This window comes from Shewanella denitrificans OS217, from assembly GCF_000013765.1.
Taxonomy (GTDB): Bacteria; Pseudomonadota; Gammaproteobacteria; order Enterobacterales; family Shewanellaceae; genus Shewanella; species Shewanella denitrificans.
On sequence record NC_007954.1, the window covers coordinates 3,330,707 to 3,352,695 of the forward strand.

Annotated in this window: 19 protein-coding genes; 11 read left to right on the forward strand and 8 right to left on the reverse strand. The window is 47.1% G+C overall.

Translation table 11 applies throughout. The annotated features are described in order from the left end of the window. Positions 1–98: 98 nt before the first annotated feature. A complete protein-coding gene (gene oxyR / locus SDEN_RS14490; RefSeq protein ID WP_011497217.1) occupies positions 99–1,004 on the reverse strand; it encodes a hydrogen peroxide-inducible genes transcriptional activator OxyR in 906 nt (301 codons plus the stop codon). A 246-nt stretch (positions 1,005–1,250) separates the two neighbouring features. Continuing rightward, complete coding sequence (locus SDEN_RS14495) at positions 1,251–1,613, reverse strand: Hpt domain-containing protein (RefSeq protein WP_011497218.1); 363 nt, start codon at positions 1,611–1,613, stop codon at positions 1,251–1,253. 736 nt (positions 1,614–2,349) lie between these two features. On the opposite strand from SDEN_RS14495, the gene gltB reads away from it, so the two are divergent. The 3 genes from gltB to SDEN_RS14510 all read left to right on the forward strand — a co-directional run bounded on the left by gltB (position 2,350) and on the right by SDEN_RS14510 (position 9,262). Then, the gene (gene gltB / locus SDEN_RS14500; protein ID WP_011497219.1) at positions 2,350–6,798 is read left to right on the forward strand and encodes a glutamate synthase large subunit; all 4,449 of its coding nucleotides are present in this window, start codon (positions 2,350–2,352) and stop codon (positions 6,796–6,798) included. A gap of 4 nt (positions 6,799–6,802) precedes the next feature. Beyond that, on the forward strand, positions 6,803–8,260 hold the full coding sequence (locus SDEN_RS14505) for an FAD-dependent oxidoreductase (protein WP_011497220.1): 1,458 nt from the start codon (positions 6,803–6,805) through the stop codon (positions 8,258–8,260). Positions 8,261–8,566: 306 nt separating this feature from the next. After that, a complete protein-coding gene (locus SDEN_RS14510) occupies positions 8,567–9,262 on the forward strand; it encodes a class I SAM-dependent DNA methyltransferase (RefSeq protein ID WP_232279975.1) in 696 nt (231 codons plus the stop codon). Between the two features lie 130 nt (positions 9,263–9,392). Here the strand turns inward: SDEN_RS14510 and SDEN_RS14515 are convergent, their stop codons facing one another. From SDEN_RS14515 to SDEN_RS14525, 3 genes are all read right to left on the reverse strand, one after another. After that, a complete protein-coding gene (locus SDEN_RS14515) occupies positions 9,393–9,935 on the reverse strand; it encodes a hypothetical protein (protein ID WP_041405829.1) in 543 nt (180 codons plus the stop codon). Positions 9,936–10,216: 281 nt separating this feature from the next. Continuing rightward, the gene (locus SDEN_RS14520) at positions 10,217–10,873 is read right to left on the reverse strand and encodes a nitroreductase family protein (RefSeq protein ID WP_011497223.1); all 657 of its coding nucleotides are present in this window, start codon (positions 10,871–10,873) and stop codon (positions 10,217–10,219) included. A gap of 189 nt (positions 10,874–11,062) precedes the next feature. Continuing rightward, positions 11,063–11,365, reverse strand: a complete 303-nt coding sequence (locus SDEN_RS14525) for a putative quinol monooxygenase (protein WP_011497224.1) — start codon at positions 11,363–11,365, stop codon at positions 11,063–11,065. 152 nt (positions 11,366–11,517) lie between these two features. On the opposite strand from SDEN_RS14525, the gene SDEN_RS14530 reads away from it, so the two are divergent. Then, a complete protein-coding gene (locus SDEN_RS14530) occupies positions 11,518–12,048 on the forward strand; it encodes a thiol-disulfide oxidoreductase DCC family protein (RefSeq protein WP_011497225.1) in 531 nt (176 codons plus the stop codon). Between the two features lie 165 nt (positions 12,049–12,213). After that, positions 12,214–13,305: an acyltransferase family protein gene (locus SDEN_RS14535; protein ID WP_011497226.1), complete on the forward strand. Its 1,092-nt coding sequence runs from the start codon at positions 12,214–12,216 to the stop codon at positions 13,303–13,305. 112 nt (positions 13,306–13,417) lie between these two features. On the opposite strand, the gene SDEN_RS19910 is transcribed toward SDEN_RS14535, so the two are convergent. Both SDEN_RS19910 and SDEN_RS14545 read right to left on the reverse strand, forming a co-directional pair. After that, a complete protein-coding gene (locus tag SDEN_RS19910) occupies positions 13,418–13,948 on the reverse strand; it encodes a GNAT family N-acetyltransferase (protein ID WP_011497227.1) in 531 nt (176 codons plus the stop codon). A 43-nt stretch (positions 13,949–13,991) separates the two neighbouring features. Then, positions 13,992–15,215 carry an MFS transporter gene (locus tag SDEN_RS14545; RefSeq protein ID WP_011497228.1) on the reverse strand — a complete coding sequence of 408 codons (1,224 nt, stop codon included), beginning with the start codon at positions 15,213–15,215 and terminating at the stop codon, positions 13,992–13,994. Between the two features lie 102 nt (positions 15,216–15,317). On the opposite strand from SDEN_RS14545, the gene SDEN_RS14550 reads away from it, so the two are divergent. The 6 genes from SDEN_RS14550 to SDEN_RS14575 all read left to right on the forward strand — a co-directional run bounded on the left by SDEN_RS14550 (position 15,318) and on the right by SDEN_RS14575 (position 20,038). Next, positions 15,318–16,202, forward strand: a complete 885-nt coding sequence (locus SDEN_RS14550; protein ID WP_011497229.1) for a LysR family transcriptional regulator — start codon at positions 15,318–15,320, stop codon at positions 16,200–16,202. A 328-nt stretch (positions 16,203–16,530) separates the two neighbouring features. Then, positions 16,531–17,223 carry a 5'-methylthioadenosine/adenosylhomocysteine nucleosidase gene (locus SDEN_RS14555; RefSeq protein ID WP_011497230.1) on the forward strand — a complete coding sequence of 231 codons (693 nt, stop codon included), beginning with the start codon at positions 16,531–16,533 and terminating at the stop codon, positions 17,221–17,223. A 228-nt stretch (positions 17,224–17,451) separates the two neighbouring features. Beyond that, positions 17,452–18,450 (forward strand): cobalamin biosynthesis protein CobD/CbiB, encoded by a 999-nt coding sequence (locus SDEN_RS14560; protein ID WP_011497231.1) that lies wholly within the window; start codon positions 17,452–17,454, stop codon positions 18,448–18,450. A gap of 95 nt (positions 18,451–18,545) precedes the next feature. Then, positions 18,546–18,935 (forward strand): DUF2721 domain-containing protein, encoded by a 390-nt coding sequence (locus SDEN_RS14565; protein ID WP_011497232.1) that lies wholly within the window; start codon positions 18,546–18,548, stop codon positions 18,933–18,935. A gap of 1 nt (position 18,936) precedes the next feature. Continuing rightward, positions 18,937–19,563, forward strand: a complete 627-nt coding sequence (locus tag SDEN_RS14570; RefSeq protein WP_011497233.1) for a trimeric intracellular cation channel family protein — start codon at positions 18,937–18,939, stop codon at positions 19,561–19,563. A gap of 1 nt (position 19,564) precedes the next feature. Next, positions 19,565–20,038: a nuclear transport factor 2 family protein gene (locus SDEN_RS14575; RefSeq protein ID WP_011497234.1), complete on the forward strand. Its 474-nt coding sequence runs from the start codon at positions 19,565–19,567 to the stop codon at positions 20,036–20,038. 522 nt (positions 20,039–20,560) lie between these two features. Here the strand turns inward: SDEN_RS14575 and SDEN_RS14580 are convergent. After that, positions 20,561–21,574, reverse strand: coding sequence for an IS110-like element ISSde14 family transposase (locus tag SDEN_RS14580; protein ID WP_011497235.1), 1,014 nt, complete (start codon positions 21,572–21,574; stop codon positions 20,561–20,563). Positions 21,575–21,989: the final 415 nt, after the last annotated feature.

Consider the following 21,989-nt stretch of genomic DNA (forward strand, 5'->3'; position numbering starts at 1 on the left):
CTCACACCTTTTTCTATATAAGTCAGTTATTACTGTATTGTAAAACACAGCTATAACTGACTTTCTAGTGAAATATTCCTGATAGACACCCAATACCTCTACGGCCGTGTGAGCAGTTTCTCTAGCAATAAGCCTAAGGTTCTGAAGGTGGTTAGCCTGCTGCTGGTTTGGCGCCACACTAGGCCGATGTCGCGATAGGGCGCTTCCCCTGGGGGCGTCATAACGGTCAATTCGGTATCTTTTAATATCCCTGCGTCTATGGCCATTTGCGGCAAGAAAGTAGTGCCTAACTTGCTGTTCACCATCTGTACTAAAGTATGCAAACTGGTGGCGGCGAAGGGGTTTATCTTAGCTGTGTCTGCCAACTGGCAGGCGCTGATGGCATGGCCGGTAATGCAATGCTCGTTTTGCAGCAAGAAAATGCTCTCATCGGGTAAGGTTTTATAATCCACAGGCAAGGGAATAACGCTGGATAAACTCTCATGAGCCACCATTTTAAAGGGGTCAACGCCGACCTTCATGCTGTGAAAACCGCTCACATCGGCAGGCAAGGCTAAAATTAATAGATCTAACTCTCCCTTTGCTAGGGCATCGAGCAAACGCTCTGTGGTGTCCTCTTTTAATAGCAAGGTCAGCTTAGGGTATAAGCTTTGGCAACCCTTCACGACCGGGCTTAACAAGAAAGGCGCTATGGTGGGAATACAGCCAAGACGAACCTCTCCTGTCATGGGTTCGCCTTGGTTTTTGACCAGTTCCACTAAGTCATCAACATCGGTCAGAATCGCCCTTGCTCGCTCGACCACCTCTTCGCCAATGGCGGTGAACAGAAACGATTTATGATCCCGCTCGATAAGCTGGTAGCCCAGTTGTTCTTCAAGATTTTGAATACCGCTTGATAGCGTGGATTGACTGACAAAACAGACTTTAGCGGCACGATTAAAATGCTGTTCCTGGTGAAGGTTCACCAAATAATACAAATTCTTTAGGCTAGGAAGGCTTTTCATAGTCGTTTCATGTCTTCGATTGATGTCTAATAAACTAATTCACATAATGAATTAACAACGGGCAGATAGCAAGTTAGCAGGCCGGTTGCCAAGGCAATAAAAAACGCCCTCATGGCATAGCCATTGAGGGCGTTAATAAATCTAGATAGACGTCTTGTTTAACGGGTTGAGAAACGGATTTTTTAACCGTTTATTCAATTACTTAAGTGTAATTCACCCAACAAGGTCATCCGTTAATCTAAGCCGTTATGCTTTAGCTTCGAGGAATGATTTAAGCTGCTGTAGATCGGCGCTGGCGTGCTCGGCGATGGCCGCAAGCCAAGCTTTATGTCCCGCATCCCAACCGGCTTCTTCGCCATGTTGTAATAGCTGAGCAAATTGCTGAATGCGCTTTAATCCTACCGAACCCGCTGCACCTTTAAACTTGTGAGCTTCGGCGCACAAGGTTTCTTTGTCATTGGCTTCACCCGCTTTCACTAGGCTTCCCACATACTCAGGCATCAATTGCTCAAACAAGACTACGCTCTTCAGTAACGTCGCCGCACCAATCGCACTACAGTATTGATCAAGGGTATTCAGATCCAATATTGTTTCTAATTGCGCCGTCATTTGTGCACCTCTAAATGATTCTGGATAAAATAAAATTAGCAACATAATACCCAGTAAACTCGGCTATGCAACTCTTCAGCTCGCTTGAAGGCAATTTAAATTTAAAAATAACAGTCCGATAACAAACTCCCTCAAGATGCTTCACCTGAGGTGATAAATACAGCAACCCTAGACACATTTCATTGCACACTTGTTTCACACTCGAAAACTTACTAGCGATAAGCACTAGTAAGCACTAAACATAGGCTCGGCCCACAGGAGCTGCGGCTAAGTTCACTTAATTACATGAGTGCAAACTTAGAAGCTGAGGAATATTTTTTAGCTTAAGTTGCCCAGGCAATGAAGATGGACAACTCGAGTTCAACAAAAAAAACAAAAGTGAATATTTAGTCAGTATTAGTGGGTAATAAAAATTATGCGCTGCAAGATGAATTTTACTCGCGCAAATAATAGAGTTCAAACTCAAAAATGTTAACTCCAGGTTAAGCAAAATACCCGCTATATTTTGAAATTCTTTTTATTCAGAAGGTTATACGAACAATTGCTCAGCTTACGTTAACGTAAAGTTTGTGATTTTTTAAACAAAATCACAACCAAATTAACCAAAAAGCATAATTTAATGGATTGACCTTTATTCATTCTCAGGCTAATTTGGTTGATTCGGATGCATATCTATGGGAAATCCCTCACACATATCTACCGAGCCGTAACCAGTAAAAGATCAGGGAGCCCCCGTATGAGTTTGTATCACCCCAGTTTTGAGCGAGACAATTGTGGCTTTGGGCTTATTGCACAAATGGATGGCGAACCCAGCCACAAAATAGTGCGCACCGCGATTCATGGCCTAGACAGAATGAAACACAGAGGCGGTATTGCCTCCGATGGCCGTACCGGTGATGGCTGTGGTTTATTAATGCAAATGCCCAGCGCCTTTTTTGAAGCCATAGCCGCAGAGAATGACTGGCACCTTAGCCGTAAATTTGCTGTTGGCATGCTATTTTTAAGTCAAGATGAAACCCTCGCCCAGCAGGCTAAACAGCTATTAGAAAAAGAACTGCAACGTGAAACCTTAAGCGTAGCGGGCTGGCGTAAGGTCCCTATCGACCCCTCGGTGCTGGGTGAAATAGGCCGTAACAGCTTGCCACAAATTTACCAAGTCTTGATTAACTCACCCGCGGGTTGGCGTGAGAAAGATTTAGAGCGCCGCCTTTATATGGCTCGCCGGCGTTTAGAGCAGCAAATTGTCAATGATGATGACTTCTATGTCGCCAGCCTTTCTGGCCAAGTCATCGTCTATAAAGGCCTGATGATGCCGGCTGATCTGCCCTCCTTCTATACGGACTTGGCGGACATTCGCCTTAAAAGCGCCATTTGCTTATTCCACCAGCGTTTTTCAACTAACACCTCTCCTAAGTGGCCCTTAGCCCAGCCGTTTCGCTTCTTGGCTCACAATGGTGAAATCAATACCATCACAGGCAACCGTCAGTGGGCCCGCGCCCGCGCCTACAAATTTAACTCACCTTTGCTGCCAGACTTACAACAGGCCGCGCCTTTTGTTAATGAAACCGGCTCAGACTCTTCATCACTGGATAACATGCTAGAAATGTTATTAAGTGGCGGCATGGACTTGTACCGCGCCATGCGCCTGCTTATTCCACCAGCATGGCAGTCTAATCCTGAGATGGACGATGAGCTAAAAGCCTTCTACGACTTTAACTCTATGCACATGGAGCCTTGGGATGGCCCTGCGGGCATAGTGATGACCAACGGCCGTCATGCCGCCTGCGCCGTAGACAGGAACGGCCTGCGCCCATCGCGCTATGTGATAACCAAGGACCGCATCTTGACCTTGGCCTCAGAAGTGGGCATTTGGGATTACGCCGCCGATGAAGTCATAGAGAAAGGCCGCGTCGGTCCGGGTGAATTGTTAGTGCTAGACACCTTAAATGGCCGTCTGTACCAATCATTTGAAATCGATGATGACTTAAAGCGTCGCCACCCTTACAAAGAGTGGATGGCTAAAAACAGCCAAACCTTGATCCCCGCAGAAGATGTGGACACCAACAAGAAAGGCAACAGCGAATTTTCGGCCACAACCTTACTTAAGTATCAGCAGCAGTTTGGCTTCACCCGGGAAGAGTTAGAACAAGTGATTTGGGTGCTGGCAAGCCAAGGCGAAGAAGCCATTGGCTCCATGGGGGATGATACGCCTATGGCGGTATTGTCGAAAAAATCACGCTCTCTGTACGACTATTTCAGGCAGAAATTTGCCCAGGTGACCAATCCACCGATAGATCCACTGCGAGAAAAGCATGTGATGTCACTGGCCACCTGTGTCGGCCGTGAGCAAAACTTATTTAACGAAACCACAGGCAATGCCTATCGAGTGATGTTTAACTCACCGATTCTATTATTCAGTGATATCGACCAGTTATGGCATTTAGACAGCAAAAACTACCGCGCCGATAGAGTTGATCTTAACTACGGCCAAGAGATTGGCCTAGAGCAAGCCATTCGCACCATAGTCGATCAAGCTGAGCGCTTAGCGCGCAGTGGCACCACCTTGTTGGTATTGTCAGACAGAGCCATAGGTGAGCGATCCCTCACTATCCCCGCCGCCATGGCCGTGGGTGCAGTGCAGCAGCGCTTAGTCGACCAAAGCCTTCGCTGCGATACCAACATTATCGTTGAAACCGCATCGGCACGAGATCCTCACCACTTTGCTGTGCTGTTAGGTTTTGGCGCCACGGCGATCTACCCTTATTTAGCCTATGAGTCTATCTCTGCCTTAGCCCATATTCGCCATGTCACAGATACCGACAGCTTGATGCTGAACTACCGTTATGGCATCGAAAAAGGCCTGCGTAAAATCATGTCGAAAATGGGCATTAGTACTGTGGGCTCTTACCGCTGTAGCCAGCAATTTGAAGCCATTGGCCTTGCAAGCGATGTGATTAAGCTGTGCTTTAATGGGGTCATCAGCCGCATCGAAGGAGTCAGCTTTGAGGGCATCGAAGCCGACCAAAGGCTGTTGCATACTAGTGCCAATCGGCCGCATTTACCGCTGCCACAAGGCGGCTTGCTAAAATACGTCGAGGGCGGTGAATACCACAGCTTTAACCCAGATGTGGTCAACACACTGCAGGCCTCCCTTAAGGATAAGGATTACGCCAAGTACAAAAGCTTCGCTAAATTAGTGGATAACCGCCCCGTTGCCACCCTAAGAGACTTAATCGGCATCACGGCCCAGCAAAAAGCCATAGATATCACCAAAGTGGAAGCGGCCGAAAAACTCTACTCACGCTTTGATAGCGCCGCCATGAGCATTGGCGCCCTAAGTCCAGAGGCCCACGAAGCCTTAGCCGTTGCCATGAACCGTTTGGGCGGCCGCTCAAACTCGGGTGAAGGCGGTGAAGATGCTAAGCGTTTCAACAGCGAGCGCAACTCTGCCATTAAGCAGGTGGCCTCCGGCCGCTTTGGGGTCACGGCCAACTATTTAGTCAATGCCGAAGTGCTGCAAATCAAAGTCGCTCAAGGGGCAAAACCCGGTGAAGGCGGTCAGCTGCCTGGGCACAAAGTCAGTGTTGAAATTGCCGCCCTGCGTCATGCACGCCCCGGTGTCACCTTGATTTCACCGCCACCACACCATGATATTTATTCTATCGAAGATTTAGCCCAGCTGATTTTCGACTTGAAACAAATAAACCCTAAGGCACTGATTTCAGTTAAGTTAGTGTCAGAGCCTGGGGTAGGCACTATCGCCACTGGCGTGGCTAAAGCTTACGCGGACATGATAACCATCTCAGGCTATGATGGCGGCACAGGGGCAAGCCCTATCACCTCGGTTAAATATGCGGGTTCCCCCTGGGAGCTTGGTCTTGCCGAAGTGCATCAATCCTTAGTCACCAATGGCCTAAGGCATAAAATTCGCCTACAAGTCGACGGCGGCCTAAAAACCGGCACCGACGTGATTAAGGCTGCGCTGCTTGGAGCCGAAAGCTTTGGCTTTGGCACTGTGCCCATGATAGCGCTCGGCTGTAAATACCTGCGTATTTGTCATCTGAACAACTGCGCCACCGGCGTTGCCACCCAAGATAAAAATCTGCGCGATAAGCATTATCACGGCTTACCAGAGCGGGTGATGACTTACTTTGAGTTTGTGGCACAAGAGGTGCGTGAATGGATGTCTGTACTGGGAGTCAGTCAATTTGATGAGCTAGTAGGCCGTAGCGATTGGCTAGTGGCACTGGAAGGTCAAACCGATAAACAGCGCGGCCTTGATCTTAGCCCTATCTTGTTCAAGCCTAAACTGCCTGCCAGCACGGCGCTCACCTGGCAAGAAATCAACCCGCCAGAAGATAAGGGCGTGCTTAACCAAGTGTTATTGAATGACTGCATGCAAGCGGTAGACACTCGCCAAGGCTTCACTGGCCAATACACTATCAATAATACCGACCGCTCGGTGGGCGCGGCATTATCTGGGCATATCGCCAATGCCCATGGCGCTAAAGGTGCACTTAAGCCCATAGCACTTAACTTTACTGGCAGTGCTGGCCAAAGTTTCGGTGTTTGGAATAGTCCTGGGCTTGAATTAAGCCTGTGCGGTGATGCCAACGATTATGTGGGCAAAGGCATGTCTGGCGGCAAGATAGTGATCCACCCGCCCCTTGGCAGCCCATTTCAAAGTGAGCGCAGTGCCATCATAGGCAATACTTGCCTCTATGGTGCTACCGGCGGCAAGCTTTATGCCGCAGGTCAAGCGGGTGAGCGTTTTGCGGTGCGAAACTCTGGCGCCATCGCCGTGGTTGAAGGGGTGGGTGATAACGGCTGTGAGTACATGACAGGCGGCATAGTGTTAGTCCTAGGTAAGACAGGGGTTAACTTTGGCGCCGGCATGACAGGCGGCTTTGCCTATGTGTTCGATCAATTTGGCCGTTTCCATCGCCGAGTCAACACTGAATTGGTGGACACCCATAAACTGGATGCCCCTATCATGCAGCAACACCTGAAACGTTTAATCGAAAGCCACGTCAGCGAAACCGGCAGTGAACATGGCAAGAAAATATTAAGTGATTTCAATAATTGGTTAGATTGCTTTGTGCTGGTCAAACCTAAGAATATTGCCGTGAACGACTTGCTCAACATAGAGCAAAAAAGTTCCGAACTTGCCGTAAAAGTGGGGTAATAGCATGAGTAACGATTTTCAATTTATCCAAGTGGGTCGCCACGACCCTAAAAAACATGATACGCCACTGCGTAAGACACAGTTTATTGAGATATACCAAGATTTTAGTGAGCCAGATGTAAAGCAACAAGCGGATCGCTGTCTGGATTGTGGTAACCCCTATTGTGAGTGGAAATGCCCGCTGCACAATTACATTCCAAACTGGCTCAAGCTTGCCGAGGAAGGCCGGGTAATGGAAGCGGCCACCTTGATGCACGAAACCAATACCTTGCCTGAAATCTGCGGCAGAGTCTGTCCTCAAGACAGATTGTGTGAAGGCGCCTGTACCTTGAACGATGAGTTTGGCGCCGTCACTATTGGCAACATTGAAAAATACATCACAGATGCGGCCCTCGCCCAAGGTTGGCGACCGGATTTAAGTCATGCCCCCAAGGGCAGAACCGAGCGGGTTGCCATCATAGGTGCGGGGCCCGCTGGCCTTGGCTGCGCCGACGTCTTAGCCCGCAACGGCGTCAAAGCCGTAGTCTATGACAAGTACCCGCAAATTGGCGGCTTGCTCACCTACGGCATTCCCTCCTTTAAGTTGGATAAATCCGTGCTAGCCACTCGCCGCACTGTACTTGAAGGCATGGGCATCGAATTTAAGCTTAATACCACGGTCGGCAAAGACATAAGCTTTCAAAGCCTGCTTGATGAATACGACGCGGTATTTCTTGGCATGGGCACTTACACCGCCATGAAGGCAAGGCTTGCCAACGAAGATGCCAAGGGGGTTATTCAAGCTCTGCCCTATCTTATCGGTAATACTCATCAGCTCATGGGCAGCCAAGACCCCGCCGCGCCTTACATAGATCTTGCGGGTAAGAATGTGGTGGTGCTGGGCGGCGGTGATACCGCCATGGATTGCGTGCGCACCGCAGTGCGTCAAGGGGCGGCAAACGTCAGCTGCGTCTATCGTCGCGATGAAGCCAATATGCCAGGTTCTCGCCGTGAAGTGCAAAATGCCAAAGAAGAAGGGGTTGAGTTTTTATTTAACCAACAGCCTGTGGCTATACACACTGAAAACGATGCCGTTGTGGGTATTGAATGTGTTGAAACCCAAATGGGCGCCGCCGATGCCAGTGGTCGCCAAAGCGCCGAGGTTATTCCTGGCAGTGAGCAAATCCTTAAAGCCGATGCCATCATCATCGCCTTTGGTTTTCAGGCAAGCCCTGCCCCTTGGTTTAAGGATTTTGGCATAGACACCAACGAATGGGGTCTGGTCAAAGCCTGCAAGCAGGATGATATGGCCTTTCAAACCACTAACCCTAAAGTGTTTGCCGGTGGCGACATGGTGAGGGGCTCTGATCTTGTGGTGACCGCCATTGCCGAAGGCCGCGATGCTGCATTAGGAATATTAACTTACCTTGGCGAGCAAGCAGCGCAGCAAAAGGATGAGGTGCAAACAGCCGCTTGCAGCTAACACTCAGGTTAACCTGCTAACTAAAGTAACAGCCAGACTCAAGGAACACTTGGTCTGGCTTTTTTATTCGACGTTGAAAACTTAATTAGGCATCAGAGCTGACTCGCTATATACTCCGCGCCGGTCAAAATCTCAGCTGTTTTTTATTAGGTCGTTATGTCATTAGTCGCCACACCTTTAGATGCGTTCTCTCTCGATGCCTTGGCACTAGATGCCGCAGCATTAGCCAAACCAGCCAATGATCCTGCGCTCTCAGTCTCTCACGGCAACGCCTTGTACACTGACTTGTCTTGTTATTACGACTTGATGTGCGCCGATATCGATTATCAAGCCCAGAGCGCCTACGTAAAACGCCTGCATCAGATATTTGGCAATGGCAATAGCCAATATCTGGACTTAGCCTGCGGCACTGGCCCCCATGTGCGTCATTTTATCGACTTTGGCTATCAGTGCTCCGGGCTAGACATTAACCAGCCTATGCTAGACATTGCTCAGAGTCGCTGCCCCGAGGCTCACTTTAGCCAAGGCGACATGAGTGAATTCAGCCTAGAAACCCCAGTGGATTTAATCAGCTGCTTCTTATATTCAATTCATTACAATGATGGCATAGACAAGCTCAAGGCGTGCCTTGCCAGTATTCACGCAGCGCTCACCGTTGGCGGTATGTTCTGCTTTAACAGTGTCGATAAAGACAGCATAGATAACCGCTTGCAGGTGAGTCACAGCCTAGTCGACAATGACAATCACTTTGTGTTCCAGTCTGGCTGGTATTATGGCGGACAAGGGGATAAGCAAGCGCTGAATCTGAGCATAGACAAGACCCGTGACAACCATACTCAGTCTTGGCAAGATCAGCACCCTATGGTGGCGGTGAATTTCCAGCGCATGCAGCAAGTGTTAGCGCCTTATTTTGAGGTGCACATTTTTGAACATGACTATGACAAATTAGTCCCTTGGAATGGCCACTCTGGTAATGCTATTTTCGCCTGCATCAAGAAGTAAACACCAGCTGCCTTACATAGGCAGCCTTAGACAAGCTGAGCCTAGCAAGCTATATGGTAATTGAAGAAGTAGCGTTTTTATCAAGAGGCCCGAATTCAGATAATAAACGCGACGCTCAATTGCCTGCCGTTTATTTCTGTTCGCTTTTGCCACTGAGTTTGCCAAAAACGTACAATGGCAATGGCCGAATATAGTTAAAAATAATAAATGACATCAAACCGAACACCAGCACGAACACTGTGGGTAAAAATGCCCCAAAGGTGTATGCCATACCGAACACCATCCCAAGGACATATTTAGGTCTATATATGGGTATAAACAATGCAATCACTAATAAGCCTGGCAACATCAGATCCAATATAGCTCCATGGCCTCCAATAAACGCCGACGAGAACACCACACCATAGCTAAATGCAGCGATAAATCCCCAAAGCGCAGCGCTGACACTCGTCTCACCTTTTGGCAACCCAGTTTTCGCCACCAAAAACCAGGCGAGCAGTGGCAAAATTATTGCTCCCCACCAATTTGAAATCGCTGGCATGTCGGCGCGGTTCAATAAATGATGGCTAGGTACCCCATGATGAAAATGTTGCCAAATCAGTAGCCCCCAGATGCACAGCCCCACTAATAAGGTGATTAATACTCGGTTGCTGACTCGTTCATGGACTTTCATTGTCTGTTCCCTATTGAGTTTTATATTGGTGACGAAATACAACTTAGCCTTAGCCTCAGCCATAGATTAAGTACCACAATATATCGGCAACTCAAGAATGTGGATGGAATAATTACAACGAAATGTAACTGGCAACTCAACACATTGGCTAGCACAGCCTTTGCGCCTGCTCACGAATAGCCCTATGCACAGTCATTAAATCCAAATATCCAAACAAAAAGGGCGAGGACTATTACACGCCCTCGCCCTTTATTTAATCTAAATGCTTTAAGCATTTAGCGTTAGAGTATCTGGATAACGTCTTTCGCTGCTAAGCGTGATTTGGGCAGCTTGGCATTATAGTCTTCATCACTGTGATGATAACCTATGACTAAGGCCACGCTGCACTCATAACCTGCTAACTCTTCAGCAAATATTTCAGCAATCATTTCACTGTCAACACCTTCCATCGGCGTCGAATCTATGCCTAAACGGGCCACTGTGTGCATAGTATTGCCCAAGGCTAAGTATGCTTGGGAGCGAGTCCAGTTGGCGTTGTTGCCCTGCTCATCTGTGTTTAAATCTACAAAGGCAAAGCCGCCAAAGGCATTTTCACGATCTTCAGGTTTAGTGCGGCGATCTTCTATGCCTTTATCTATCACTTTGGCGTAATCTTCACGGCTATATTTAGTCTTGTGTGCAAATAAAATCACGTGGGAACTGGCTTTAATATGTGGCTGATTGAATTGAAACTTATTCACAAACGTGTCGTGCATACGCTGCTTAGCGGCATCGCTTTCAATAACAATAAACTTCCACGGTTGTGAATTAATTGATGACGCTGATAAACGCATGGCTTCGCAAATGACAACGAGATCTTCTTGGGATACGCGCTTGCTAGGATCGTATCTTTTAGTGGTGTAGCGTTTTTCTAAGTCAGCAATAATAGGGTGGGTCATCTAGGGCTCCAATAAGCTAGCGGTTGCTAAGCTGTTAAGATTAATTCTGTGCCGCCCTCCTTTTTAGGCTGAATATCAGCCTAAAAAGGAAGGAATGCAGGGTTAAGTTGATTAGCTGTTGTTTCGCTGTTGTTTCGCTGTTGTTTAGCTGTTGTTTAGCTGTTGTTTAGCGCTATGCTAACGGCTCATTTACGCCAGTATGTTAGCGACTAGGCTCATTTCATTTAAGGTAAATACCTCGACAGCACCGTCGGTCGCCACCATATAGTCTTTCAAATGTTGTTGACCCATGTGGGTCTGCCATGACTCACGGTTTTGCCAAGTTTCATAAAACATAAAGTGGGCTGGGTTAGCATTGTCTTGATGCAGTTGATAATTGATGCAGCCCGCTTCTTTACGCGTCGGCGCAATCAACTTGAACAGTTCAGCTTTAACTAACTCGACCTTATCGGCCTTGGCAATAATGTTGGCAACTATGGTTAATTGAGTCATGTTATCTTCCTCATGTAGGAGAGCTAATCAACTTAGCCATCGATTAGAAATATTAACCCCTGGGCAGCTAAGTTAACACTGGACAATGACTGAAACATTATCAAAATATATTTGATAATCGATTATGTAATGCCATTAGCATGGAGTAAAAGATGAAAACTAAAAACTCAGTTAACCCAAGCTTGCCTAAGGCGACTGAGCCAAAATCAAACGAGAGAGTGTTAAATGAGCCGAGTCCAGAAGGGCCTGTAATACTGTTCGATGGTCAATGTAATCTGTGCCATAGTGCGGTGAATTTTATTATCGCTCGGGACCATACCGCCGCTAATCCACAGGCGGCACTTGGGGTGTTTCGCTTTGCCCCATTGCAAGGTGACAGTGCCAAAGCCTTGATGAAAGAGTGCGCCATTCCTCAAGCTCAAATCGATAGCTTAACCTCAACCCAAAGTGGCAGTTTTGTGCTCATTGATGCAGGTCGTTATTACTTTCGCAGTGATGCAGCCCTTGAGGTGGCCCGCAAGTTACCCGGACTGTGGCGCTATTTGGCTTGGTTAAGGGTTATCCCAAGGCCCGTTCGAGACGAGTTATATCAACTGCTTGGCCGCTACCGCTACCGACTATTTGGCCAGCGGCCACTGTGTCTGTTACCTAGTCCAGCAGTTAGGCAGCGCTTCTTACCCTAAAGCACACAGTAATGCTGCACCTTAGCGACAATCTTTCTTCACATCTTGACTCACTATGCCGGATCCCTAGTAACACCTGCATTCGTATGCATCTGTATCAAGCTTGTTGCGCTATGAATAAGTTGCCAGTATGGGGCTTAGGTTACTCGATGCTGGATTGAATTAATGATGGAAAAAGCTCAGATAGATGGTCAAATAAGGCCGTTTATTGCTCATTTGCATGCCTTTCGAGGCATTGCCATCATACTCATTGTGGCCGCCCATGCTTGGTCATTATCCATATTTTGGACCGGCCAACTAGACTCCACCGGCTTAACATGGTTATTTGCGGCTAGTGAAACCTTATTCCATGGCTCAACACTTTTATTTGCGATCATTTCCGGTTTATTGTTCAGCCAAGTGTTGCACGCTCAATCTTGGCGGCGGTTTTATCGCAGTAAAGTGGTTAATGTCGTTTTACCTTATTGCTTGATGACATTACTAATAACCTTTTATCATTGGCCACAAGCCAACCCACTTGCCAGTCCAGATTTCGGCCATCAATTAATCAGTAACCTCTTCTACGGTAAAGCCAGTATCCAGTATTGGTATATTCCAGTAATACTGGTGCTATTTTTACTGACCCCAGCCTTGAGTTATTTAAGCGCGCGGCCAAAATACCTCGCCATAGTGCTGGTCATTGCCCTAAGCCCCTTGATTATCACCCGCAGTCCATTTCCTGACTTTCTTAAGCCACAAACCTATGGCTACTTTATCGGCGCTTATGTCCTAGGGTTATTAATGGGTCAGTATTATGCACAGTTGCAAACTTGGCTGGCGCGCCATAGCCACAGCTGCCTACTGGCTTTTATAGCCATTAGCGCGGCCATCTTTTTGGGTTACCTGAATGGCTATCAAGCAAGCGGATGGTTTTCCTTAAGAGAAAGCTTGTTTTATGCTCAAAAAGTCTTGCTCACTGGTCTGGTGTTGTTGTGGTTAAAGCGCCGCGAAGACAAAGATAATCATGGGGATTCCCCTTTAGATAAAGGCCTAACACTCTTGGGAAACTACGCCTTTGCTATTTATTTTCTGCACTTATTATTTATGGCGGCGTTCATTAATCTAGGGCATAACCTGCTCGCCGAACAGCGGGAGGCAAGCTTATTACTGGGCTTTGGCATCATTAGCCTTGTCTTGTCTATTCTTGGCAGCATCATGCTCAGCGCTGTGATAAAAAAACTCTTTAAACAGCATTCAAGGAAATTAATCGGGGTTTAACAGGCCCACAGAGCCAAGCATTCATCTTTGAAGCCCCCCAAAAGCGGCTGGACCATGGCAAAGGCCGCTCACCCAAGGCTAACCCCTGTTAGCTATGTTATTAGCCATGTTATTAGCTATGTTTTGGGTTAATTTTACTGAACACGTAGGCATCCCACCAGGTTTCGCCAATTTTAAAGTGAGAACTTAAATCCCCTTCCTTATGCATGCCGATTTTTTGCATCAAGCGCCAAGAGGCGCTATTTTCTGCGACACAAAAGGCCATGACTTTGTGGAGTTCTAAATGAGTGAAGGCGTGTTCGATTAGGGCATTCACCGCCTCGAAGGCATAGCCTTTACCCTGAAACTCTGTCCCGAGCCGATAACCAATTTCCGCAATCCGGCTTTCAACATGAGTCCACTTAAACATCAGCTCGCCAATCAATTGGGGATCGTCTCTAAGCGTGATGGCAAGCAGCAGCTTCTCTTGCTCTTGTTGTTGCCAGGGTTTCACAAAGGTCTTGAGCCGTTCTAAGGCTTGCGCTTTAGTGATGGGCGCCCCCACGAAACGGCACACTTCTGGATCGCTTCTATGAGCAAAGCTTGCATCTAAGTCACTCAGGCGAATTAAGCGTATCGTCAGCCTCGGGGTTATTATTTGCATTACACGTCCTTATTATTCTAAATAATCTATAACCTATTAACTCTTAAGTCATTGACTTAACGTCGAAAGCAGGCTCGCTACCGCTTTTGGATTTAAGCGCAAGCCCCACCAGCAACAGCGCACTACTGACGACCAAATACAGCCATCCCAATTTAGCTATGGTGTCCACCCAGTAGTGGTTGACTAGCATCGCAAACACGGAAAAAACGAGCATATCAATGGCCCCACATAAGGCATTAACAATGCCTGTTTGTTGCTCAAACGGCTCAATCAACAAGTGTAAACTTATGGTGTAAAAGGCGCCGCCACACACCATAAATAAGCTATAACTGAGCAAACAATTCGTTAGGGTAAAAGGCAGTAAAATAAAGCCCGCCCCCGCCAAAAATAACAAAGGCAGGAAGAGTAACAGCTGCGAGGGGTAGCTCAATTGTGCATGCAGAAGCTTTGCAAGGCAGGTACCCAAGATCAAGCCAGTGGCAGGTAACATCATTGCCATGCCATATTGCTGCGCCGATAGGTCCAATTTATGTTGGAGTATAAAAGGCAGCAGGGTAGCTGATGTCAGGTAGAGTAAGCTTGGCAGCCACTTAAACAGCGCGGGCATTAAGAAACGTCGGTCGAGTAACAGCAGCCTATATTGGCCAACTATCCCCTTAACTGGAGTCGCTTTAGTCTGCTTAATCTGGCTATCTTGAATCTGGCCATGTTGACTGCGCCTATGTTGAACCTGCCTTGGCAATAAATACCAACCAATCAAACCACTTAGCAACAAGTACAATCCTAGAAGGGCGAATAAACTCTGCCAGCCCACTGCGCTCGTCAAGGTTCCACCTAACACGGGCGCCAAGACGCTGATAAAACTTGCCGCAATGGCAAGGCTTGCCATGGCTTTCTTGCGAAGCTCGCCGGTGAAATGATCACTTAACAGGGTGCGGCTCACGATGAGCGGCGCACCAGCCCCTATACCTTGAATAAAACGTCCCAAGGCCAAGTACCACTCAGAGGGGGCTAGTACGCACAGCAATGTGCCCAGTACGTAAAGCCCTTGCCCCACCAGAAATACCTTTCGACGCCCGGCGCTATCTGACCAAGGTCCATAAATGAGCTGTGACAGACCAAAGCCGATAAAATACACCATGATCACTTGTTGTGCGATTGAGTCTTCAAGGCCAAAACTCGCCGCAACACCCGGTAGGGCGGGCATCAATATTTGGCTACCAAATTGAGCACAAGACAAGAGTAAAATCGCTAAAAACAAATACACAGATATTCCTAAGGCAATTCAGTAGATTGGCTAGTGTATTATTTAAGTTGCGGAATAAAAATGCTTTAATGGTTAAAACATTAAGTCCTAGCAGGAATGAATATGGATTGGCTGACGGCGACAAAGAGCTTTAATTTACTGGTGGAACATGGCAGTTTCAGCCAGGCCGCCGCAGTGGCTGAAATATCCCCCTCGGCCATGAGTAAGCGCATCGATTGGCTCGAGAAACAACTGGGATTAAGCTTGTTTGTGCGCACCACACGTCAGGTTAATTTGACGGAGGCGGGGTTCGACTTCTTGTCTCGCTCAAAAGATCTTGTCGGCCAATTTGAAGACATGATAAGTGAGACGCAGCAATTTGCTAACCGGCCCTCAGGCACCCTCAGAGTTGCCGCCAATTCTGTCGTCGGCAGTGCAATTTTAATGCCCTGTATCGAAGCGTTTTTAGTGTTATACCCAGAAGTCACCCTGCATCTGGACATACTTCCCTTTGGCGAGTTTCCTGATTTAGACCACGATCTCGTCCTGTGCCGCAAGTTCGACAATTTCAATTCCAGCGCCCACAGGGGCACTAAGTTATATAACTACCGCGTCGGCTTATACGCCGCCCCCCACTACTTAGCCAATAATCCTGCCATTACGCAGCTCGCCGATGTCAGTGAACATAAGATGGTGATGAACAACTATTACCGCAAGCAAGGCCGGCTCGAGATGGCTAATGGGGAATCCTGTGAGCTGAATAATTTCAATTTCATCTCGGATAATGTCGACGCCCTACTCTACGCTGCCACCAAAGGCATGGGGTTATTTTTTGCCTCTCCTTTGTATTTAAAGCGTGAGTTAGAACAGGGCTTATTAGTGCCTGTGTTGCCTCATCTGCAGGGGCAAGAAATGGAGTTGTGGGGGTTTTATCCCAATAAGAAATACCTGCCGATTAAGACGCGCTTGTTATTAGACTTTCTCAAAGCAAAATTAGTCAGTACTTAAATTAGTCTGTACTTAGGCAGAGATTTCTGGAGTAGCCATGACTTAGCGCGCCATGATTGTCGAATCATAATAAACTGAGTCAGGCGCCGCGGTTAACAATGGCGCGACTGTCGTCATAATTTCACCAAATGCGGCTGAGTTTTTGTCGCTATTAAAGGTGTCGATAGTCTCTCACTCTTGATAAAGCAGCATATCGTCAGCTTCACTCACATCCTGATACAAGGAATATGAGTCATGCGGCAACTCAGCTATCTCTACCCTACACTATCCTAGTTGGCTCATGGTATATTAGCGCCAATTTTGTTTTTCACTATCTTAAGGTAACACCATGAAAATCGGTATTATTGGCGCTATGGAGCCAGAAGTCGCCCACTTGATCCAGTCATTAACCTCGGCTGAACATAGCTTAATCGCTGGCATTGAATTTATTAGTGGCCAAATTGCTGGCAAAGATGTGGTGATCACCCGCTCTGGCATAGGTAAAGTCGCCGCCAGTATTGCCACTACCCTGCTGATTGAAAAATTTGCCGTGACGCAAGTGGTCAACACAGGTTCAGCCGGTGGTTTTGTTGATAGCTTGAAGATTGGTGATATTGTGATTTCATCTGAAGTGCGCCATCACGATGTGGATGTGACCGCTTTTGGTTATGAAATTGGCCAAATGGCCCAGCAGCCAGCCGCCTTTATCCCAGATGCTGCCTTAGTGGAAGCTGCCAAGAAAGCCGTTTCAGCCTTAGGTGAAGTCAAGGCTATCGAAGGTTTGATTTGTACCGGTGACAGCTTTATCTGCGATCCTGAGCGCACCAAGGTGATGCGAGCTAATTTCCCCACCATGGCGGCCTGTGAAATGGAAGGCGCGGCAATTGCTCAAGTGTGTCACCAGTTTAAGGTGCCTTTTGTGGTCATTCGTTCTTTATCGGATAACGCCAATAATGACTCCCCAGTGGATTTTGATTCTTATATCATCAAGGCGGGCCACCATTCAGCCATGATGGTGGTAGCACTATTAACTGAGCTGTAAAAAGTAGCTATTAGCTGAGCTGTGAAGAGTAACTATTAGCTGAGCGGTGAAAAGTAACTATTAGCTGAGCGGTGAAAAGTAACTAGCAGTTAAGCTCCTTTCTCGCGCAGAGCACAAGTGAGTGTTCGCGCGAGTACTCAGTCGTTCTGAGTCTTGATCATCTCTCTTAAGTAAAATGTTCGATAAACCCTGCTCAGTTTGACGGCTAATACGGGATGGAGTTTTTTAATGGAAAGCCCTTTTATTCAACAATTGCTACTGGCCCACCCTGATTTCTATATTGGCTGCTTTGTGCTATTCATGGCGCTCTTCCTCGCCCACAAATTCCCTATACCCAAAGGCTATCAGCCTTTTATTGCGCTGCATTTACTCGCGAAACAGTTAGCCAGCAAGGTCAATCACAATGACAGAAGCCAAACACAACAGTTGATTGCGGGCACCTTAGCCAGCCTATTACTCTTATTTCCTTTTTGGGCCATCGTCAGTTTTTTATTGGCGATGGCGGCCTCGCCGTGGTTTTTCGAGTTACTTGTGCTGTATGTCTGTTTAAGCGCAACCAGCTTTTCAGGCACAGCTAGAGAAATCGCCGCCGCGCTCAAACAGCAAGAAAACCAAAGTGCTAAAACCTTGTTAGCCGATTGGGTCAGCCAAGACACCCAAGGCCTGTCTGAAGTGGGCCTAAGTAAGGCGAGCATTAGCCAACTGCTAACGCGGCCATGTTACGGTGCTATCAGTTGCATACTATTTTTTGCCATCGGCGGTTCCCCTTTAGTGCTGGCCGCTTGCATGTGCAGGCAGCTTGAGCTGAGTTGGCCGCCCTATTACCCTGCCAATCGCCATTTTGGCCGTTTTATCTATCGCCTCAATCGGATCATCTTTTGGCTGCCTAATGGGCTGTGGAATTTTTCACTGGCTATCCAAGGTGGCAAGGTGGCAATGACAGCCTGGTTAGCGCCACCTAAATGCCGCCATGCCTTGAGTGAGTTCCCAAGCCTCTATCTTGGGGCCAAATTATTAAACGTCGAGCTGGGCGGCCCCCAAAAAATCCCTCAAGGACGCACTCAATACCGCCTAGAGCTAGATAAAATAAAAGCCGGGAAACTGCCTAATTATCAAGACATTAATCTGGCCATTATGTTAACCCGCCGCGCCAGCCAATTCTGGATAATTTTTAGCTTGTCTATCCCGCTTATTTGGAGTGGATTAAGCTGGCTACAAAGCATGTAAATTGTTTTGAAAACGAGTATCATTATGCGCATTATCAAACTCTGCCCCTAGGCAGGTGTTTAACCTTGTGTCTAACTTAACTTAGGTGCCTCATCTTGCTGGACAACTTACAAATATCACTGACCACACCGGCGCTGTTGTTTCCGGCGATTTCATTGCTGCTATTGGCCTACACCAATCGCTTCTTTGCCTTGGCGGCGCTTATTCGCAGCCTAAGCCCTGAGCTTAAACCTGTGCATAGCGATCAGATCAAAAACCTGAAGCAGCGCATCACCTTGATTAAAAAAATGCAGGAAGCGGGCGTCATCAGCTTTGCCTTGTGTGTGGTGTGCATGATTTTGATTTACGCCGGCTTTAATCACTTGGGATCTGTGGTCTTTGGCATTAGCCTGTTGTTACTTTTATATTCCTTGTTGTTATCTGTGGTTGAAATTCGCATCTCTGTGGACGCACTCAATATTCACCTAAAAGAGTTGAGCAAATAGCATGAGCCAGTGGATTTATTTCTTCGATTTGTGCGGCACCGCCGTGTTTGCCTTAACTGGCGCTATGGCGGCGGGAAAATACCGCATGGACGCCTTTGGTGTCTTGGTGCTAGCTGCAGTGACCGCCGTGGGCGGCGGCAGTATCAGGGATGCATTACTGGGGGCAACGCCGGTATTTTGGATCCGTGATCCAAATTATATTTTGGTTATTTTGGCCACCACGGCGGCTTTTTTAGTGCTGGTTCGTAAACCCCACAGGTTGCCAAACAAGACCTTGCCCATTGCCGATGCGCTGGGGTTAGCCCTGTTTACCATTATTGGTGCCGAAAAAGCCTTGTTACTAGGTACCTCTGGCATAGTGGCGGTGATCATGGGGCTGTTAACCGGCGTTGGCGGCGGCATTATCCGTGACCTACTTTGCCGGCAAGTGCCCATGGTGCTGCGCACAGAAATCTATGCAACCGCGTCCATTTTAGGCGGCATAGGTTACACCTTGAGCTTACAAGCGGGAATGGATAGTATGGCTGCATTAGCGATTGCTATGTTAAGCACTTTGACCATAAGATTAAGTGCGATTAGGTGGCATCTATCTTTGCCTGCATTTGACCTAAAAACCAAGAGAGTCTAGTTTGCGAATATTGAGTCTTATTCTTTGTTTAGTCTGTTTTCACGTCTCTGCCAAGGTTGGCGATAGGCCCATTGAACAACAATTGGCACTGGGCTATATCAAGGCACTCACTGAGCACGACTATCAAACCTTAAGTAAGTATTACAATCGCGACAGCGTATTTTATGACAAAACTGCCGACACTAAATATATCGGCACCCGCAGCATTATCGCCTTCTTGCAACGCTCCCACGAAGGCGTGCTAGAGTTCGACTTCAACATAGAGCACATGTTTAATACTGGCCCCTTGGTAGTGATGATAGGCAACTATCATCTTCGCGGCCCAGGGGAGCAGTTTGGCAAGCCCGGCAAAATCATCGATATCGCCATCCCAGGCGTCACCACCTTAAAGTTTGACCCCAACACCCAAAGGCTCACAGAACAAGTGGACTTGATGGACTATCAAACCATGTCAGATCAACTGCAATCCCAATAAGATCACACGTTAAGTGATGCCAGAGAGCGGCCATGGGATGGACGGTCGTCTCGCCTTTTTCGTGGTGAAGCGTCATGACTCACCTTTTAAGTATTTGTTGTATCTATCTAGCCTTAAAGCTTGCAAATCTACCTTTGGCTATCGGTAAGATCCACCTAGTCATCAGCTCAAACTCGTTTTTGGACAGAAGTTTGTTATACACCAAAATAACTTAACTCCAGTGTTGCGAGTACAGGCTTGCCATGTAATTTACTCATCGACACACGTAAATACCTATATGGACACCTCACTTAATTCAAGCGATATTATTGAGCAACAGTGGGTAAAACTGCATACGTATATCCGGCCTGTTTATGAGAAAGTATTATTCTCTGGCCCTAATGAGTACCGCGCCTTTGTAGCTTATCGTCCCTACGGGTTTATACGCTCCCGTGTACTTTCTCAGCATTGGCAAAGGCCGGTTTTACCTGTTACTTCATTACACTTCATCGCATCGTTGGATGTGTTATTACTAAACTCTTTCTAATTAGCTCTGTATTCTGTTTGGTTGTACAACATTGACCAAATTATTCGTGCTAGTTTATTGGCTACGGCAACAGCGGCCTTGTGCTTACCTCGACGCTCAATCAACTTTTTCGCCCACACTGACATACGGTCAGTGCTATTTCCGACATAACGTATGATTGACCAAGCTCCCTGGACAAGAAGCCGCCTTAGGTAGTTATTTCCACGCTTAGTTATTTTGCCTAGTTTTTGCTTACCGCCACTTGAGTACTCTCTTGGAACAAGTCCCAAATTAGCAGCAAAGTGACGACCATTATGATATTGCGCACCGTTGCCAGCAAAGGCGACCGCAGCTGTTGCTGTAATTTCTGCAACACCTTTTATGCCCATTAACCGATTGGTCTGATGATTCAATTTAGCTTGGCTTTTGATATTTTTTTCTAAGTTTTTAATGGTTCTATCCACTTGCTTCCACTCTTCTAAAAGAGCTTGAAAATGTTGTCTGGCGATTTCAGTTAAACCGCTGTCAGCATTTTCTAAGAGCTCTGGTATCGCCAGTTTTAGCCGCTCTTTACCTTGGGCGATAACTACGCCGTATTCATTTAATAATCCTCTTATTTGGTTTATTAAAGATGTACGATTCTCTACATTCCGCTCACGGATCCGATGAGCTAGGATCATATCAGTTTGCTCAAGCGTTCTGGGCTGCACAAAAGTGAGATTAGGTCTTAATGCTGCCTCACATATGGCAAATGCATCATTTCGATCATTCTTATTGCCTTTAACAAAAGGTTTCACATGCTGTGGTGGTATGAGGCGAACTTCGAAGCCTTTAGTTAACAGCTCTCGCCCCCAATAGTTCGAGCCACTACAAGCTTCCATAGCAATGATGCTATCGGGGTATTTAAACAGAAAAGCCATCAATTGTGAGCGCTTTAGAGCTCGGTTGAAAACCGACTTCCCTGCTTGGTTAATACCACAAACTTGGAAGACATTTTTTGCTAAATCAATTCCTATTAGTGTAACTTTCATATTGGACACCTTTTGTTAGTTATTGAACGCACAAATTCAATATGGCGCAAATGACGCCGATTTAACAAGAGGTGTCCATCCCATCATCCCTGTAGCTCGCTTCGACGTCCTGTCTCAGACGGTCGTCTCGCAAACACTCATGGCTCACCTCATAAATTTGAATGTAACCTTCTAATTTTTAAAATCCAGAACCATTCCTATGTTCACTTTTAACAGTACACTCAAAGACTGCACCAACTCCCCTCGAAGTTGCCGAAATACGACGATTAAAATACCGTGCAACCATCAGGGATGATGGTTAAGGCTCGTTGGGCACATGGACGTGCCGTCGAGCCGTTAGGTATTTTCTTCGTAGGATAAGGAGCAACAACTTCGCGGGCGGCACAGGGGTGTTCCAAGAGGGGAGAATGCTGTT

Bases quoted from the DNA above. Each gene is read 5' to 3' on its own strand.
- SDEN_RS14515 (WP_041405829.1), bottom strand. From the start codon at position 9,935: ATGAAAGTCCATGAACGAGTCAGCAACCGAGTATTAATCACCTTATTA.
- SDEN_RS14510 (WP_232279975.1), top strand. From the start codon at position 8,567: ATGTGCGCCGATATCGATTATCAAGCCCAGAGCGCCTACGTAAAACGC.
- SDEN_RS14495 (WP_011497218.1), bottom strand. From the start codon at position 1,613: ATGACGGCGCAATTAGAAACAATATTGGATCTGAATACCCTTGATCAA.
- gltB (WP_011497219.1), top strand. From the start codon at position 2,350: ATGAGTTTGTATCACCCCAGTTTTGAGCGAGACAATTGTGGCTTTGGG.
- SDEN_RS14550 (WP_011497229.1), top strand. From the start codon at position 15,318: ATGGATTGGCTGACGGCGACAAAGAGCTTTAATTTACTGGTGGAACAT.
- SDEN_RS14560 (WP_011497231.1), top strand. From the start codon at position 17,452: ATGGAAAGCCCTTTTATTCAACAATTGCTACTGGCCCACCCTGATTTC.
- SDEN_RS14555 (WP_011497230.1), top strand. From the start codon at position 16,531: ATGAAAATCGGTATTATTGGCGCTATGGAGCCAGAAGTCGCCCACTTG.
- oxyR (WP_011497217.1), bottom strand. From the start codon at position 1,004: ATGAAAAGCCTTCCTAGCCTAAAGAATTTGTATTATTTGGTGAACCTT.
- SDEN_RS14530 (WP_011497225.1), top strand. From the start codon at position 11,518: ATGAAAACTAAAAACTCAGTTAACCCAAGCTTGCCTAAGGCGACTGAG.
- SDEN_RS14535 (WP_011497226.1), top strand. From the start codon at position 12,214: ATGATGGAAAAAGCTCAGATAGATGGTCAAATAAGGCCGTTTATTGCT.
- SDEN_RS14505 (WP_011497220.1), top strand. From the start codon at position 6,803: ATGAGTAACGATTTTCAATTTATCCAAGTGGGTCGCCACGACCCTAAA.
- SDEN_RS14520 (WP_011497223.1), bottom strand. From the start codon at position 10,873: ATGACCCACCCTATTATTGCTGACTTAGAAAAACGCTACACCACTAAA.
- SDEN_RS19910 (WP_011497227.1), bottom strand. From the start codon at position 13,948: ATGCAAATAATAACCCCGAGGCTGACGATACGCTTAATTCGCCTGAGT.
- SDEN_RS14570 (WP_011497233.1), top strand. From the start codon at position 18,937: ATGAGCCAGTGGATTTATTTCTTCGATTTGTGCGGCACCGCCGTGTTT.
- SDEN_RS14580 (WP_011497235.1), bottom strand. From the start codon at position 21,574: ATGAAAGTTACACTAATAGGAATTGATTTAGCAAAAAATGTCTTCCAA.
- SDEN_RS14525 (WP_011497224.1), bottom strand. From the start codon at position 11,365: ATGACTCAATTAACCATAGTTGCCAACATTATTGCCAAGGCCGATAAG.